The sequence below is a fragment of the Streptomyces sp. NPDC001902 genome (assembly GCF_042891295.1).
GTDB lineage: Bacteria > Actinomycetota > Actinomycetes > Streptomycetales > Streptomycetaceae > Actinacidiphila.
The window spans coordinates 98,754-111,618 of record NZ_JBIATA010000007.1 but is presented as its reverse complement, the minus strand read 5'-3'; the positions used below and the strand labels follow the sequence as shown (position 1 = coordinate 111,618).

Below are 12,865 nucleotides of genomic sequence, written 5' to 3'. Positions count from 1 at the left end.
CGGTGCCAACATCGCGTCCATCAAATGTTTGCGTAAACGTGCGTCGGCTGCGGTCGCTGATGTTTGCGCAACCATCCCGGACCCGCCCGATGTGGCGGGACCCCGCACGACGATGTGAAGGATGGGATCATGGCTGCCATACCGCCGCCACCGGGCACCGGCCGGGCCGCTCCTCCCCGAGGACGCCGGGGCCGGCGCTGGCTGGGATGGGGCTTCGTGGCACCGTTCATGATCGTCTTCGCACTGGTCTTCCTGGCGCCGATCGGTTACTCGATCTACCTGAGCCTGTTCCGCGACCGCCTCATCGGCGGGACCTCCTTCGTCGGTCTGGACAACTACGTCCAGGCCTTCCAGGACGGCCAGTTCTGGTCCGGCCTCGGCCACGTCGCGCTGGTCCTCGGCGTCCAGGTGCCGGTCATGCTGGGCATCGCGCTGCTGGTCGCCCTCGCGCTGGACAGCGGGCGGCTGCACGGCCGGAAGTTCTTCCGGATCACGATCTTCCTGCCCTACGCGGTCCCGGCGGTCGTGGCGACGCTGATGTGGGGCTTCATGTACGGGGACCGCTTCGGCCTGGTCGCCGACATCAACGACGCCTTCGGTGCCTCGCTGCCGAACCCCCTGTCGCCCGGACTGGTGCTGGCGAGCATCGGCAACATCGTGACCTGGGAGTTCGTCGGCTACAACATGCTGATCTTCTACTCTGCGCTGCACGTCGTGCCGCGGTCCCTGTACGAGGCGGCCGAGATCGACGGCGCGAGCCAGCTGCGGATCGTCACCTCCATCAAGATCCCGGCGATCCGCGGGGCCCTGGTCATCGCGACGATCTTCTCGATCATCGGCAGCTTCCAGCTGTTCAACGAGCCCAGCATCCTCAAGCCGCTGGCGCCCAACGCCATCACGACGTACTTCACGCCGAACCTCTACACCTTCTCGCTGTCCTTCTCCGGGCAGCAGCACAACTACGCGGCGACCGTCGCGATCGTCATGGGGGTCGTCACGATGCTCATCGCCTACGTCGTGCAGCTGCGCGGCATGCGCAAGGAGGCCTGACGATGGCCCAGGCGAGCACCCAGGCGGCCGCCACGGCCCCGCAGCGCGAGCGCCGCGGCGCCGCACCGTCCGAGCGCCCGGCCGGCCGGCGGCACTCCTCCGACCGGCCCCGGCGCAGCGTCCTGCTCACCGTCCTGACCGCGCTGGTGGCGGTCTACACCCTGGTCCCGCTGGCCTGGCTGCTGATCAGCGCGACCAAGACCCAGAAGAGCCTGCTGGACTCCTTCGGGCTGTGGTTCAGCGGTGACTTCGCCCTGTGGGACAACATCCGGCAGACCCTCACCTACGACGACCACATCTTCGTGCGGTGGCTGCTCAACACCCTGCTGTACGTGGCGGTCGGCGCCGGGGGCGCGACGTTCCTGGCCGTGCTGGGCGGTTACGGCCTGGCGAAGTTCGAGTTCCCCGGCAAGCGCGCGGTCTTCGCGGTGGTGATCGGCGCGGTCGCCGTGCCGAGTGCCGCGCTGGCCGTGCCCACGTTCCTGATGTTCAGCAAGATGGGCCTGACCAACACCCCGTGGGCGGTGATCGTGCCCTCGCTCATCTCGCCGTTCGGCCTCTACCTGATGTGGGTCTTCGCCTCCGAGGCGATCCCCGACGAGCTGCTGGAGGCCGCCCGGGTCGACGGTTCGGGGGAGATCCGCACCTTCTTCAGGATCAGCCTGCCGCTGCTGGGACCCGGCATCGTCACCGTGCTGCTCTTCACCGTGGTCGCGACGTGGAACAACTACTTCCTGCCGCTGATCATGATCAAGGACCCGGACTGGTACCCCCTCACCCTGGGGCTCAACGCCTGGAACGCCCAAGCCGCCACCGCGGGCGGGCAGCCGGTGTTCAACCTGGTGGTCACCGGCTCGCTGCTGACCATCGTGCCGCTGGTCGCGGCCTTCCTCCTCCTGCAGCGCTTCTGGCAGTCCGGGCTCGCCGCCGGCAGCGTCAAGGAGTGATCACCGGCGCCGCGGCGCCGTACCCACCTCCCCCTGCGGTCCTGCGCCCGGCACACCCGTGCCGTGGCGACGGGCGGTGCCGCAGACCATCACCACAACGAAGTGAGATGCGATGACGAACAAGCCACTGCGCCGTTCGGCGCAGGCGATCGCGGTGCTCTGCGCGGCGGCGCTGTCCCTGACCGCCTGCGGTTCCTCCGACGACTCCGGCTCGGGTGCCAAGGCCGCGGACGCGGGCAGCGTCGAGGCGGCGCTGGACAAGGGCGGCAGCCTGACGGTGTGGGCGTGGGAGCCGACGCTGAAGCAGGTGGTCACCGACTTCCAGGCCGCGTACCCGAAGGTCAAGGTGAAGCTGGTCAACGCGGGCACGGGCAACGACCAGTACACCGCGCTGCAGAACGCGGTGCAGGCCGGCTCCGGGGCGCCGGACGTGGCGCAGATCGAGTACTACGCGCTGAGCCAGTTCGCGCTCGGCAAGTCCGTCACCGACCTCAGCCCGTACGGCGCCAAGGACCTGTCCAAGGCGTACTCGCCCGGCCCGTGGAACTCCGTGGCCGTCAACGGCGGGGTGTACGCGCTGCCCATGGACTCCGGGCCGATGGCGATGTTCTACAACAAGAAGGTCCTCGACAAGTACAAGATCGCGGTGCCCACGACCTGGGACGAGTACCTGACCGCGGCCCGCGCGCTGCACAAGGCGGACCCGAAGGCGTACATCACCAACGACACCGGTGACGCCGGCTTCGTCACCAGCATGATCTGGCAGGCCGGCGGTCACCCGTACGCGGTGGACGGCACGAAGGTGGACGTGGACTTCGGTGACGCGGGCACCAAGCAGTTCACGGAGGTCTGGCAGAAGCTGATCTCCGAGAAGCTCCTCGCGCCGATCGCGTCCTGGAGCGACCAGTGGTACAAGGGCCTGGCCGACGGGACGATCGCCACGCTGTCGACCGGTGCCTGGATGCCCGCCAACTTCGTCTCCGGCGTCCCCTCGGCGTCCGGTGACTGGCGTGCGGCGGCGCTGCCGCAGTGGCAGGCGGGCCAGAGCGCCAGCGCGGAGAACGGCGGCAGTTCGCTGGCGGTGATGGAGGCGGCCAAGGACAAGCCGCTGGCCTACGCCTTCGTCAAGTACGCGAACAAGGACGCCGGCGTCCAGGCCCGCATCAAGGGCGGCGCCTTCCCTGCCACGACGGCGGAGCTGAACTCCCAGGCGTTCCTGGACACTTCGTTCCCCTACTTCGGCGGCCAGAAGGCCAACGAGATCTTCGCGAAGTCGGCGGCGGACGTCGTCAAGGGCTGGTCGTACCTGCCGTACCAGGTGTACGCCAACTCGATCTTCAACGACACCGTCGGCAAGGCCTACGTGTCCTCCACGCCGCTGTCCGACGCGCTGGGCACCTGGCAGGACGCCTCGGTGAAGTACGGAAAGGACCAGGGCTTCAGCGTCGGCGGCTGATGCCCCCTCACGATCCGCGGCCGGCCCCGGCTGCCCTCTTCGAGGGAGCGCCGGCGCCGGCCAGGGGGCCCGCGGACCGCCGGTCCGCGCAGCTCGGCCCCCTAGACTTCTGACCACCAACGGCAGTGAAACGTATGAGGTGTACGACGCACGTGGACGGGACCGGACAGAGCTCGGCGGCGGGTGCGCAGCGGCGGCGGCGCGGTGCGTCGATGGCCGACGTGGCCAAGCTGGCGGGCGTCTCGGCGCAGACCGTCTCCCGGGTCTCCAACGGTTTCCCCGGGGTGCTGGAGGAGACCCGGCAGCAGGTGCTGGCCGCGATGAAGGAGCTCGGCTACCGGCCCAACAGCGCGGCCCGGGCCCTCAAGCGGGGCGAGTTCCGCACCATCGGCGTCATCTTGTTCAACCTCTCCAGCACCGGCAACATGCGCACGCTGGAGGCGGTGGCCTCGTCCGCGGCCCGCGAGGGCTACGCCACGACGCTGCTGCCGGTCACCGTGCCCACGCAGGACGGGGTCCAGGGCGCGTTCACCCGGCTCGGGGAGCTGGCGGTGGACGGGGTCGTCATGATCATGGAGGTCCATCTGCTGGACGCGATGACGGTGGCCCTGCCGCCGACCGCGCCGGTGGTGGTGGTGGACTCCGACGCCGGGGACCGGTACTGCGTGGTCGACACCGACCAGGCCAGCGGTGCCCGGGCGGCCGTGGAACACCTGCTGGGTCTCGGTCACGGCACGGTGTGGCACGTCGCCGGCCCGAAGGAGTCGTTCGCCGCGGAGCGCCGGGTGGGTGCCTGGCGGGCGGCCCTGGAGTCGGCGGGGCGCGAGGTGCCGCCGCTGCTGCGCGGTGACTGGTCCGCGGAGTCGGGTTACCGGGCCGGGCTGCGCATCGCGCAGGACCCGGGCTGTTCGGCGGTGTTCGTGGCCAACGACCAGATGGCGCTCGGCCTGTTGCGTGCGCTGCGCGAGCAGGGCCGTCGGGTGCCGGAGGACGTCAGCGTGGTGGGCTTCGACGACATCCCCGAGGCCGCCTCGTACATGCCGCCGCTGACGACGATCCACCAGGACTTCGCCGAGGTCGGCCGGCGCTGCGTCGACGGGGTGCTGCGGCAGATCCGCAAGGACGAGGCGGAGCGGGGCACCACGCTGGTGCCCACCAGCCTGGTCGTGCGCAGCAGCACCGCGCCGCCGCCGCGCGGTCGCTGAGCCCAACCCCCCGACGGTTCCCCCGTGGTCACCGCATCGTCGCGATGGCAACGCAAACATCCCGTCACGGGCGTCCCCGCCGGCACCGGCGAACTCCCCGCGACCGCACCACACGCACTGCACGCACCACACGCACCAGAACTCGACTCCACTGGAGGAGCACGGCCCATGCCCGTACTGCGGATCGAAGGGAACGAATTCCGCCTCGGCGGCGAGCCGTTCCGCATCATCTCCGGTGGCCTGCACTACTTCCGCGTCCATCCCGGCCAGTGGCGTGACCGGCTGCGCAAGGCACGGCTGCTCGGACTCAACACCGTCGACACCTACGTGCCGTGGAACCTCCACCAGCCGCGGCCGCACACCTTCCGCACCGAGGACGGCCTGGACCTGCCGGCCTTCCTGGAACTCGCACAGGACGAGGGCCTGCACGTGCTGCTGCGCCCCGGCCCGTACATCTGCGCCGAGTGGGAGGGCGGCGGACTGCCGTCCTGGCTGCTCGCCACGCCCGGCATCCGCCTGCGCACCGCCGACCCGCGCTACCTGACCGCCGTGGACGACTACCTGGACCGGCTGCTGCCGCTGGTCGTCCCCTACCTCGCCACCAACGGAGGGCCCGTCCTGGCGGTGCAGGTCGAGAACGAGTACGGCGCCTACGGCGAGGACCCCGCCTACCTGACGCACCTTCAGGACAAGCTGCGCCAAGGCGGTGTGGACGTCCCCCTGTTCACCTGCGACCAGCCCGCCGATCTCGCCCGCGGCAGCATCCCGGGCGTCCTGGGCACCGCCAACTTCGGCAGCCGCCCCGCACAGGGCCTGGCCGCGCTGCGCGAGCACCAGGGCGACGGGCCGCTGATGTGCACCGAGTTCTGGAACGGCTGGTTCGACCGCTGGGGCGGTGTGCACGTCGTCCGTGACGCCGCGTCCGCCGCCGCCGACCTCGACGAGATGCTGTCGGCCGGTGCGAGCGTCAACCTGTACATGTTCCACGGCGGCACCAACTTCGGCTTCACCAGCGGCGCCAACGACAAGCACACCTACCGCCCCACCATCACCTCCTACGACTACGACGCGCCCTTGGACGAGGCCGGCGACATCACCCCCAAGTACCTCGCATTCCGCGACGTCCTCGCCCGGCACACCACCGTCCCCGACGAGCCGCTGCCCGAGCCGTCCAAGAAGCTCAACCTCCTCGGCGTCCGGCTCACCGCGAACGCCCCGCTGCTCGGCTCCGCCGGCCACCTCGGCCAGGCGGTGACCGGGCCGCGCCCGCTGACCATGGAGGAACTCGGCCAGGACTTCGGCTTCGTCCTGTACGAGACCGCGCTGCGCGAGCCGGGCCCCACCCTGCTGCACTTCGCCGCGATCGCGGACCGGGCACAGGTCTTCCTCGACGGCGCCGCCGTCGGCGTCCTCGAACGTGAACTGCACGAAGGCGCCCTGGCCGTCACCGTGCCGGCCGGCGGAGCGACCCTGACGGTCCTCGTCGAGAACCAGGGGCGCGTCAACTACGGGGAGGGCATCCACGACCGCAAGGGCCTCACCGGCACGGTCACCGCCAACGGCGCCGAACTGTCCGGCTGGAGCAGCAGGCCCCTGCCCCTGGACGACCTGTCGGGCCTGACCTTCACCACCGGCGGCCCGCAGCCGGTGGGGCCGGCGTTCCACCGCGGGGTGTTCGAGGTGGAGCAGCCCGCCGACACCTACCTGGACCTCACCGGCTGGACCAAGGGCAACGCCTGGATCAACGGCTTCGCCCTGGGCCGCCACTGGTCCCGCGGCCCCCAGCGGCGCCTCTACGTCCCCGGCCCGGTCCTGCGGCCCGGCACGAACGAACTCGTCGTCCTCGAACTGCACGCCACCGCCCGCGCGACGGTCGACCTGCGGGACACCCCCGACCTCGGACCGACGGAGGAATGAGCGGGGCACGAGCGGGGATTGAGCGCGCCGCACCGCCCCGCCGTCCGGCACCCCGGACGGCGGGGCGGCTCTGCCATCAGGGGACGGTGCACCCGGCGGGCTTCGCGGCCCTGCCCGTTCTCGCGGACATCGCCACCGGCCGGCCGGATCGGGCGAGGAGGGGCAACTCCACGAGCCGGGACACGTCCGCGCGCACTTCGCGGCAGAGCTCGACGACGTGCGCCGGGTGACCCGGCGGCACCTGGTGGCGCAGCCCTTCGACGGAGAGGAGGGCGAGTACCTCTACGCCCTGCAGGCCCTCCTCGCCTTCGAGGGGGTACCGGTGTGGCAAAGCGCGTGGTCCCCGACACCCACGAGGTGGTGTGCCCTTCGTGCGCGGCGCCCCTGGAGATCGACCTGGACGACACGCGCAGGGGCAGCCTCCTCCACGATCCGGACCGGACGTGGAGGTGCGAGGTGCAGACCGGCGTCCGCCCTCCCTCATCCGCCGCGCTCGCGCAGCCGGCGTCCCGGCTCCACCGCCTGGCCACCGAGGCGCCGGGCAGCACGCGGCCGCCGAGCATCTGACCTACCTGTTCGGCCGCACCACGTACCTGGCCTGCGCCGCCGAGTTCTCCGTCCCGGAGCGGATCGCGGCCTCCGTCCCCGCGTGACGGGGTTCATCTGCGGCGGGGGAGGCGCAGCATGAGCCACAGGTCGGCGGTCTCGGCCCACGCCCTGACACGGCCGGCGAGGCGGCGGACGGTGGAACGCCGCAGGGTGCAGAGCCAGACGTAGGCGCTCAGGGAGACGCAGAGACAGGCCCAGGTCCGCCACCACCACAACGGCGGCACGCTGCCGGCGCCGGAGCCGGCGAGCAGGCCGAGGATCCAGGTGAGCGCTCCGGCGGTGACGACGGCGACGGCGACGGCCCGGCGCGCGAGACCCCGGGCCGCCCAGCGGGAGACCAGGGCCCCGACGGGGATCTGCACGAGGACGTGGACCATTGCGATCCACAGCATCAGCACGAAGGTCTGCCCGTAGGAGATGGCGTCGGCACCGGCAAGGGTCAGCGTGATGAAGCCCGCCGGCAGGAGCACTCCGCTCAGATGCATCGCCGCGATGTTCAACGGCCCGTGCCAGCCCCAGGCCCACCGGCGGTCGTCGTCACCCACCGGTCCCGCTCGCCCCGGGCTCGGCCGCGGTGGCCCGCAGAAGGTCGCGCACGAGGTCGAAGTCCATGCGCTCGGGCGTGCGGAACCGCAGGCAGCCCTTGCCCATGTCCTGCCCGGCGAGGCGGTCCTCGAAGGCCGCGCGGACGTCGGAGCGCATGAGGTAGAAGGAGATGTACTGCTTCTGGGCGGCGAAGGCGATCTCGGCCGTGCCCCCGCGCTCGTAGACGGGCATGCCGTACGCCATCACCTCGTCGAACCCCTTCAGTTCGGCCCGGCACAGCTCACGCAGCCTGACCAGCGCCTGCCTGCGTTCCTCCGGGACCTCGGAGAGGTAGCCGTCGACGTCCGCCGCCCTGCTCTGCACCATGGGGCCAGGCTACGCGGCGGCTGACGGGCACCGCGGGCCCGGGCGGACGCGCCGTCCGCCCGGGGCCCGCGGCGGCGCGGGGTCAGGACGGGGCGCGGAGGGCGTCCACGGGTTCCATCCGGGCGGCGCGCAGGGCGGGGTAGAGGCCGGCGAGGAGGCCGACCAGGGCGCCGGCGACCGGGGCGCCCAGGGCGAGGCGGAGGTCCAGGACGGGCGTCCAGTCCTTCACGGCCGCCACGCTGACGACGACCACCACGCCGAGGGCCGCGCCCACGACGCCGCCGAGGAGTCCGATGGTGGTGGACTCCGCCAGGAACTGCCCGGCCACCTGGCGCCGGGATGCGCCCAGGGCCCGGCGCAGTCCGATCTCGCCGACGCGTTCCATCACGGTGACGAGGGTGACGTTGGCGATGCCGATGGCGCCCACGACCAGCGAGACCAGCCCGAGGACCAGGAACAGGCCGTTGACGTCGCCCTGGACGCCCTTCCTGGCCTTGGACAGGTCCGGTGGGGCGGTCACGGTGAGCGCCTCCTCGTGTCCGGGGGACAGGGCGATCGGCGCCTGCCGGGCGACCTGCCGGGCCGCGCCGAGGGAGGTGTTGACCAGGACCCGGGTCACGTTGTCCATGCCCATCCGGTCCGCCGCCGTGGTCGGGGGCAGGATCACGGAGGCGGACAGGCGCTGCTCGCGCTGGAACCCGCCGAGCACGCCGATCACCGTGTACGACTGCCCCTTGAAGAAGACGGCTGGGGCGTCGCGTACGTCGTCGATGCCCAGCAGCCGGGCCGCCTGGTCGCCGAGGACGGCGACCCGGTCGTGACGTGCGATGTCACCGGTGTCGAAGAACCGGCCGGTGGCCATCGTGCCGCGGACCGCCTCCGGCAGCGCCGGGGTGGCGGCGACGACCGCCAGGGTCTGCTCGGTCAGCGCGCCGGGGGCGACCACGTCGTTCGCCCGGACCTGGACGTTCGCGCTGTCCTCGGAATCGGACAGCGCGGCGGCCGACTCCACCCCCGCGAGGCGCTCGACCGCCTCGACACCCGGCCAGTCCACCAGCGGCGGGTCGGCGGACCCCGGCTGCGGGGCCGGCACCACGACGGTCACCGAGGTGGCGGTGAGGGCGTCGAAGCGGCCGACGATCTGGTTCGCCGCCGTCGACGCCACGCCGATCGTGATGACCAGCGTGCCGATGCCCAGCACCGTACCCAAGGTCGTCAGGGCGGAACGGACCGGGCGGGCGAGCACCCCGGCCAGGGACTCCGACCACAGGTCCCGCGGGTCCATGAAGGGGCGCTCGTGGGCGGGGGCGCGGTGCCGCACGCCACGGATGCCGGGCCTCATGCGCCCTCCTGCCGCAGCATGCCGTCGCGGATCCGCACCCGCCGGCCGGCCCGCCCGCTCACGGCGTCGTCGTGGGTGATCACGAGCAACGTCATGCCCTGGGCCTGCAGTTCGTCGAAGAGCGCGAGCACCGACTCGGTGTTCTCGCTGTCGAGGTTGCCCGTCGGCTCGTCGCACAGCAGCAGGGCGGGCTCGCCCATCAGGGCCCGGGCGATGGCCACCCGTTGCCGCTCGCCGCCGGACAGGCGGCCCGGCAGGAAGCCGAAGCGGTGCCCGAGTCCGACCCGCGTCAGTGCGGCCCGGGCGCGCTCGGCGCGGGTGCGGCGCGCACGGCCCGGGCGAGGGGTCCGGTAGGTCTCGGCGAGCATGACGTTCTCGTCCACGGTCCGGTACGGCAGCAGGTGGAAGGACTGGAACACGAAGCCGATGCGGGCGCCGCGCAGCGCCGTGCGCTCGGGATCGCCCAGGGTGTTGGTGAGGACCCCGTCGAGCCAGTAGCTGCCCGACGTGGGCCGGTCCAGCAGGCCCAGGGTGTTGAGCAGCGTGGACTTCCCCGAACCGGAGGGGCCGACGATCGACAGGTGTTCCCCTCTCCTGACCTCCAGGTGCACGTCGCGCAGGGCGTGCACGGGAGGGTCGGTGTCGAACACCCGGCTCAGGCCGCTGAGCCGGATCACGGTGTCCGGGTCCGGCGCCTGCTCAGGGGCCGGGCGGGGCGGTACGGGACTGCGCCTCACCGTCCGACCACCACCTGGTCGCCCTCGTCCAGCGAGCCGCCGTCCGCCCTCACCTCGACCTGCCCGGCGGCCGAGAGGCCCACGGTGACGGGCACGTTCACCACCTCGCCGTCGCGGTCCACCCGCACCCGGGCCTTGCCGTCGGCGCTGGTGTGGACCGCGGCTACGGGCACCACCAGGACGGCGCCCTTCGAGGCGCCCACCTCGATGGTCACCTTGGCGGTGCCGCCCGACTGGTCCTTCAACGGGCCGGGTTCGGGTACGGAGATCACCAGCTGGACCGGAGCGGACGGGTCGGCGCCCGGCTCCGCGCCGGCGTCGGCACCGGGTTCGGTCCCGCCCTCGTCCTTCGCGTCCGGGCCGGTGCCGTCGCCGTCCTTTCCGGTGTCCGCCTGGTTCCCGGCGCCGCCCACCTGCGCGACGACGCCGCGTACACGGGTGCCGTCCGCCGTCTCGATCCGTGCGGTCATGCCCTCGCGCAGCGCGGAGCCGTCGGCTCCGGGCACGACCGCCCGCACCACCACGTCGGAGCTCGTCACGGTGGCGACCTCGCCGGCCGGGGTGTCGCCCAGGCGCACCTTGACCTTGTCGACCCGGACCGGCAGATCGGGCAGGAAGACGACCTCGCCCGCCGGGACCTTGGTGCCGTACGTGGCGGTGAACGCGCTGAGCGCCGCGTTGGCCCGGTCCAGCCGCTGCCGCGCGGAGCGCAGTTCGAGGGCCGACGCCTCGCCGGAGGCCGGCGGGCCCGCCGTGCCGGAACCGCCCTTGCCGCTGTCGCCCCCGCTGTCGCCCCCGCTGTCGGCTCCGCCGCCCTGCGCCGCGAGGACCGCGAGCTGCGCGTCGGTGACGGCGGCCTCCAGGTCGCCCAGCTGCTGCTGGTCGGCGACGCCCGGCTGCTGCGGCGTGAACCCCTTGCCCTGGTACCAGCGGGTCACCGCCGACGCGGTGCCCTGCCGGTAGTTCCCGGTGACGGCTCCCGGATCGTGCCCGATCCTGCGCAGCGCGCTCTGCAACTGCCTGACGTCGTCGCCCGAACTGCTGGGGCCGAGGGCCCGGTACATCGGGACCGAGCCGCGCAGCACGAACACCGGACGGCCGTTCACCTGCATCAGGACGCTGCCCTCGCGCAGTGTGGCACCGGCCTGCGGGAGCCTGGTGACCCGCTGGGTCGCCTCGCCGTCCCCGGAACCGCCCGCGGACCCGACGGACCCGGACAGCGACACCCCGTGCGGTGCCCCGAACTCCACGCCGCCCTGCGCGATGACGTTCGCGGTCAGTTCCCGGCGTTCCACGGCGACGGTGACCGGACCCGCCTCCGGCGGCCGGCGCGAGGCGGCGGCGTCGGCGGGCGACTGCATCTGGGTACCGGCGAACCAGCCGCCCGCGCCGACGAGCGCGACGACGCCCACGATCATCCCGACCTGCTTGCCGCGCCCGTTCGGGCCGCCCTTCAGACGCCGGCTCATCCGGTGATCCCGTAAAGGGGGTGCTTGGCGAGCTTGGGGAAGTACGCGGCCCGGAACTCCTTGCCGCACTCCAGGTCCTTGCGGGCGATGGTGATCTCCTGGGCGAGCTTGGCCCGCGCCGTGTCCTGGTCCATCTTCTGGACGCCGTCCTGCGGAGTCTGCTGGGCCGTCGCGAACTTCACCATGTCCCCGATGGCGGTCGGCTGCGTCGTCGTCACCGCGATGCCCTCGTCACGCAGGCAGGACGCGAACCGCTGCGCCAGGGAGATCAACCGGGGATCCCCGTTGAGGGCCTGCTTCGCGGCGCGGTCCCGCTCCTCGTTCGCGGCGTGCTCACGGTCGAGTTCGGCCTGGGACTTCTCCGGCCCGTAGGCCTTCTCGATCCCCTCCTTCACACATCCCGGGAGCATCACCTTCTTCCCGCTCGCGAGTTGCTTCGCGGTGCCCATCGCCGTGTCGTAGGCCTTCCGCTGGGCCGGGGACAGTGCGTCGAGGTAGGCCTCGTCCGGATTGGTCATCTCCCGGGCCTCGTGGGCCTTGCTGCCGGGGACGTCGGGGTCGTCCGGGTAGACGGCGGCCGCGAAGAAGCCGAAGCCGTACTTGTCGCGGTACTTCTTGGCCAGTTCGTAATCCTGACCGTCGACCGGGATGGCGGCGGTTTCCACGCCCGACACGTGCGGCGTGTAGGTGAAGCCCTTCTTCCGCATGCAGGCGGCAATGGTGTTCTGCGACACGTACTGCTGTCTGGTCCCCTCGTCGGCTCCCTCGGGAATGGTCAGTTCACCGTTGACGGCGGCCCGCGAGGGCGACGTGTGGCCGTCGGAGGAGGAGCCGGCGGATGCGGCGGAACCGCCGTCGCCCTGGGCACATCCGGCGAGCGCCAGGGCGAGCGCGAGGACACCGGCGGCCGCGGCCGGCCGCAGTGCACGCGTGGTGGGTGTGGGAGCCATGTCGTTCCATCACTTCGTTCGAAAGCTGTCACGGCGGGGCGATGCGCCCCGTTGACGTCCTCAACCCGGTGGACCACCGCTCAGGGATGAGCCGTTTCCGGCGGTGTGACGCACATCACGGTTCGGGGCGGGAGGCCTGGTCGGCGGCGGGTGTTCCCCGGGCAACCGAACGGCGCCCCACCTGGTTGGAACAGGAGTGAGGAGTTCAACCGGGAAGGGAGCGCGATGGCAGGGGGCCTGCACGGTGCGGGAGTCGGGGCCGGGCTGCCGT

13 protein-coding genes are annotated in these 12,865 nt (G+C 72.1%); 6 read left to right on the top strand and 7 right to left on the bottom strand.

The window, feature by feature from the left end; all coding sequences use genetic code 11:
* Positions 1-129: 129 nt before the first annotated feature.
* The 5 genes from ACFYYN_RS14520 to ACFYYN_RS14500 all read left to right on the top strand — a co-directional run bounded on the left by ACFYYN_RS14520 (position 130) and on the right by ACFYYN_RS14500 (position 6,575).
* Positions 130-1,050, top strand: coding sequence for a carbohydrate ABC transporter permease (locus ACFYYN_RS14520; RefSeq protein WP_500546053.1), 921 nt, complete (start codon positions 130-132; stop codon positions 1,048-1,050).
* A 2-nt stretch (positions 1,051-1,052) separates the two neighbouring features.
* A complete protein-coding gene (locus tag ACFYYN_RS14515; protein WP_500546052.1) occupies positions 1,053-1,997 on the top strand; it encodes a carbohydrate ABC transporter permease in 945 nt (314 codons plus the stop codon).
* 112 nt (positions 1,998-2,109) lie between these two features.
* Positions 2,110-3,453 (top strand): ABC transporter substrate-binding protein, encoded by a 1,344-nt coding sequence (locus tag ACFYYN_RS14510; RefSeq protein WP_500546051.1) that lies wholly within the window; start codon positions 2,110-2,112, stop codon positions 3,451-3,453.
* Positions 3,454-3,605: 152 nt separating this feature from the next.
* Positions 3,606-4,658: a LacI family DNA-binding transcriptional regulator gene (locus ACFYYN_RS14505; protein ID WP_500546050.1), complete on the top strand. Its 1,053-nt coding sequence runs from the start codon at positions 3,606-3,608 to the stop codon at positions 4,656-4,658.
* A gap of 168 nt (positions 4,659-4,826) precedes the next feature.
* The gene (locus ACFYYN_RS14500; protein WP_500546049.1) at positions 4,827-6,575 is read left to right on the top strand and encodes a glycoside hydrolase family 35 protein; all 1,749 of its coding nucleotides are present in this window, start codon (positions 4,827-4,829) and stop codon (positions 6,573-6,575) included.
* A gap of 76 nt (positions 6,576-6,651) precedes the next feature.
* On the opposite strand, the gene ACFYYN_RS14495 is transcribed toward ACFYYN_RS14500, so the two are convergent.
* Entirely contained in the window at positions 6,652-6,906 is a 255-nt protein-coding gene (locus tag ACFYYN_RS14495) for a hypothetical protein (RefSeq protein WP_500546047.1), read from the bottom strand.
* Between ACFYYN_RS14495 and ACFYYN_RS14490 the strand changes: the two genes are divergently transcribed.
* Complete coding sequence (locus tag ACFYYN_RS14490; protein WP_500546046.1) at positions 6,900-7,142, top strand: hypothetical protein; 243 nt, start codon at positions 6,900-6,902, stop codon at positions 7,140-7,142. The genes ACFYYN_RS14495 and ACFYYN_RS14490 overlap by 7 nt on opposite strands.
* Before the next feature lie 92 nt (positions 7,143-7,234).
* Here ACFYYN_RS14490 and ACFYYN_RS14485 read toward each other — a convergent pair whose 3' ends face one another.
* The 6 genes from ACFYYN_RS14485 to ACFYYN_RS14460 form a co-directional block, all read right to left on the bottom strand.
* Positions 7,235-7,669 carry a hypothetical protein gene (locus tag ACFYYN_RS14485; RefSeq protein WP_500546045.1) on the bottom strand — a complete coding sequence of 145 codons (435 nt, stop codon included), beginning with the start codon at positions 7,667-7,669 and terminating at the stop codon, positions 7,235-7,237.
* A 52-nt stretch (positions 7,670-7,721) separates the two neighbouring features.
* On the bottom strand, positions 7,722-8,096 hold the full coding sequence (locus tag ACFYYN_RS14480) for an iron chaperone (RefSeq protein ID WP_500546044.1): 375 nt from the start codon (positions 8,094-8,096) through the stop codon (positions 7,722-7,724).
* An 82-nt stretch (positions 8,097-8,178) separates the two neighbouring features.
* Positions 8,179-9,438, bottom strand: a complete 1,260-nt coding sequence (locus ACFYYN_RS14475; RefSeq protein WP_500546043.1) for an ABC transporter permease — start codon at positions 9,436-9,438, stop codon at positions 8,179-8,181.
* The gene (locus ACFYYN_RS14470; RefSeq protein ID WP_500546042.1) at positions 9,435-10,175 is read right to left on the bottom strand and encodes an ABC transporter ATP-binding protein; all 741 of its coding nucleotides are present in this window, start codon (positions 10,173-10,175) and stop codon (positions 9,435-9,437) included. Before ACFYYN_RS14470 ends, ACFYYN_RS14475 begins: the two co-directional genes overlap by 4 nt.
* The gene (locus ACFYYN_RS14465) at positions 10,172-11,644 is read right to left on the bottom strand and encodes a peptidoglycan-binding protein (protein WP_500546041.1); all 1,473 of its coding nucleotides are present in this window, start codon (positions 11,642-11,644) and stop codon (positions 10,172-10,174) included. Before ACFYYN_RS14465 ends, ACFYYN_RS14470 begins: the two co-directional genes overlap by 4 nt.
* A complete protein-coding gene (locus tag ACFYYN_RS14460) occupies positions 11,641-12,594 on the bottom strand; it encodes a hypothetical protein (RefSeq protein WP_500546040.1) in 954 nt (317 codons plus the stop codon). Before ACFYYN_RS14460 ends, ACFYYN_RS14465 begins: the two co-directional genes overlap by 4 nt.
* Between the last annotated feature and the right edge of the window lie 271 nt (positions 12,595-12,865).

Excerpts from the sequence above, each read along its gene's own strand:
- ACFYYN_RS14480 (WP_500546044.1), bottom strand. The coding sequence starts at position 8,096 with ATGGTGCAGAGCAGGGCGGCGGACGTCGACGGCTACCTCTCCGAGGTC.
- ACFYYN_RS14485 (WP_500546045.1), bottom strand. The coding sequence starts at position 7,669 with ATGCATCTGAGCGGAGTGCTCCTGCCGGCGGGCTTCATCACGCTGACC.
- ACFYYN_RS14515 (WP_500546052.1), top strand. The coding sequence starts at position 1,053 with ATGGCCCAGGCGAGCACCCAGGCGGCCGCCACGGCCCCGCAGCGCGAG.
- ACFYYN_RS14500 (WP_500546049.1), top strand. The coding sequence starts at position 4,827 with ATGCCCGTACTGCGGATCGAAGGGAACGAATTCCGCCTCGGCGGCGAG.
- ACFYYN_RS14520 (WP_500546053.1), top strand. The coding sequence starts at position 130 with ATGGCTGCCATACCGCCGCCACCGGGCACCGGCCGGGCCGCTCCTCCC.
- ACFYYN_RS14475 (WP_500546043.1), bottom strand. The coding sequence starts at position 9,438 with ATGAGGCCCGGCATCCGTGGCGTGCGGCACCGCGCCCCCGCCCACGAG.
- ACFYYN_RS14510 (WP_500546051.1), top strand. The coding sequence starts at position 2,110 with ATGACGAACAAGCCACTGCGCCGTTCGGCGCAGGCGATCGCGGTGCTC.
- ACFYYN_RS14465 (WP_500546041.1), bottom strand. The coding sequence starts at position 11,644 with ATGAGCCGGCGTCTGAAGGGCGGCCCGAACGGGCGCGGCAAGCAGGTC.
- ACFYYN_RS14460 (WP_500546040.1), bottom strand. The coding sequence starts at position 12,594 with ATGGCTCCCACACCCACCACGCGTGCACTGCGGCCGGCCGCGGCCGCC.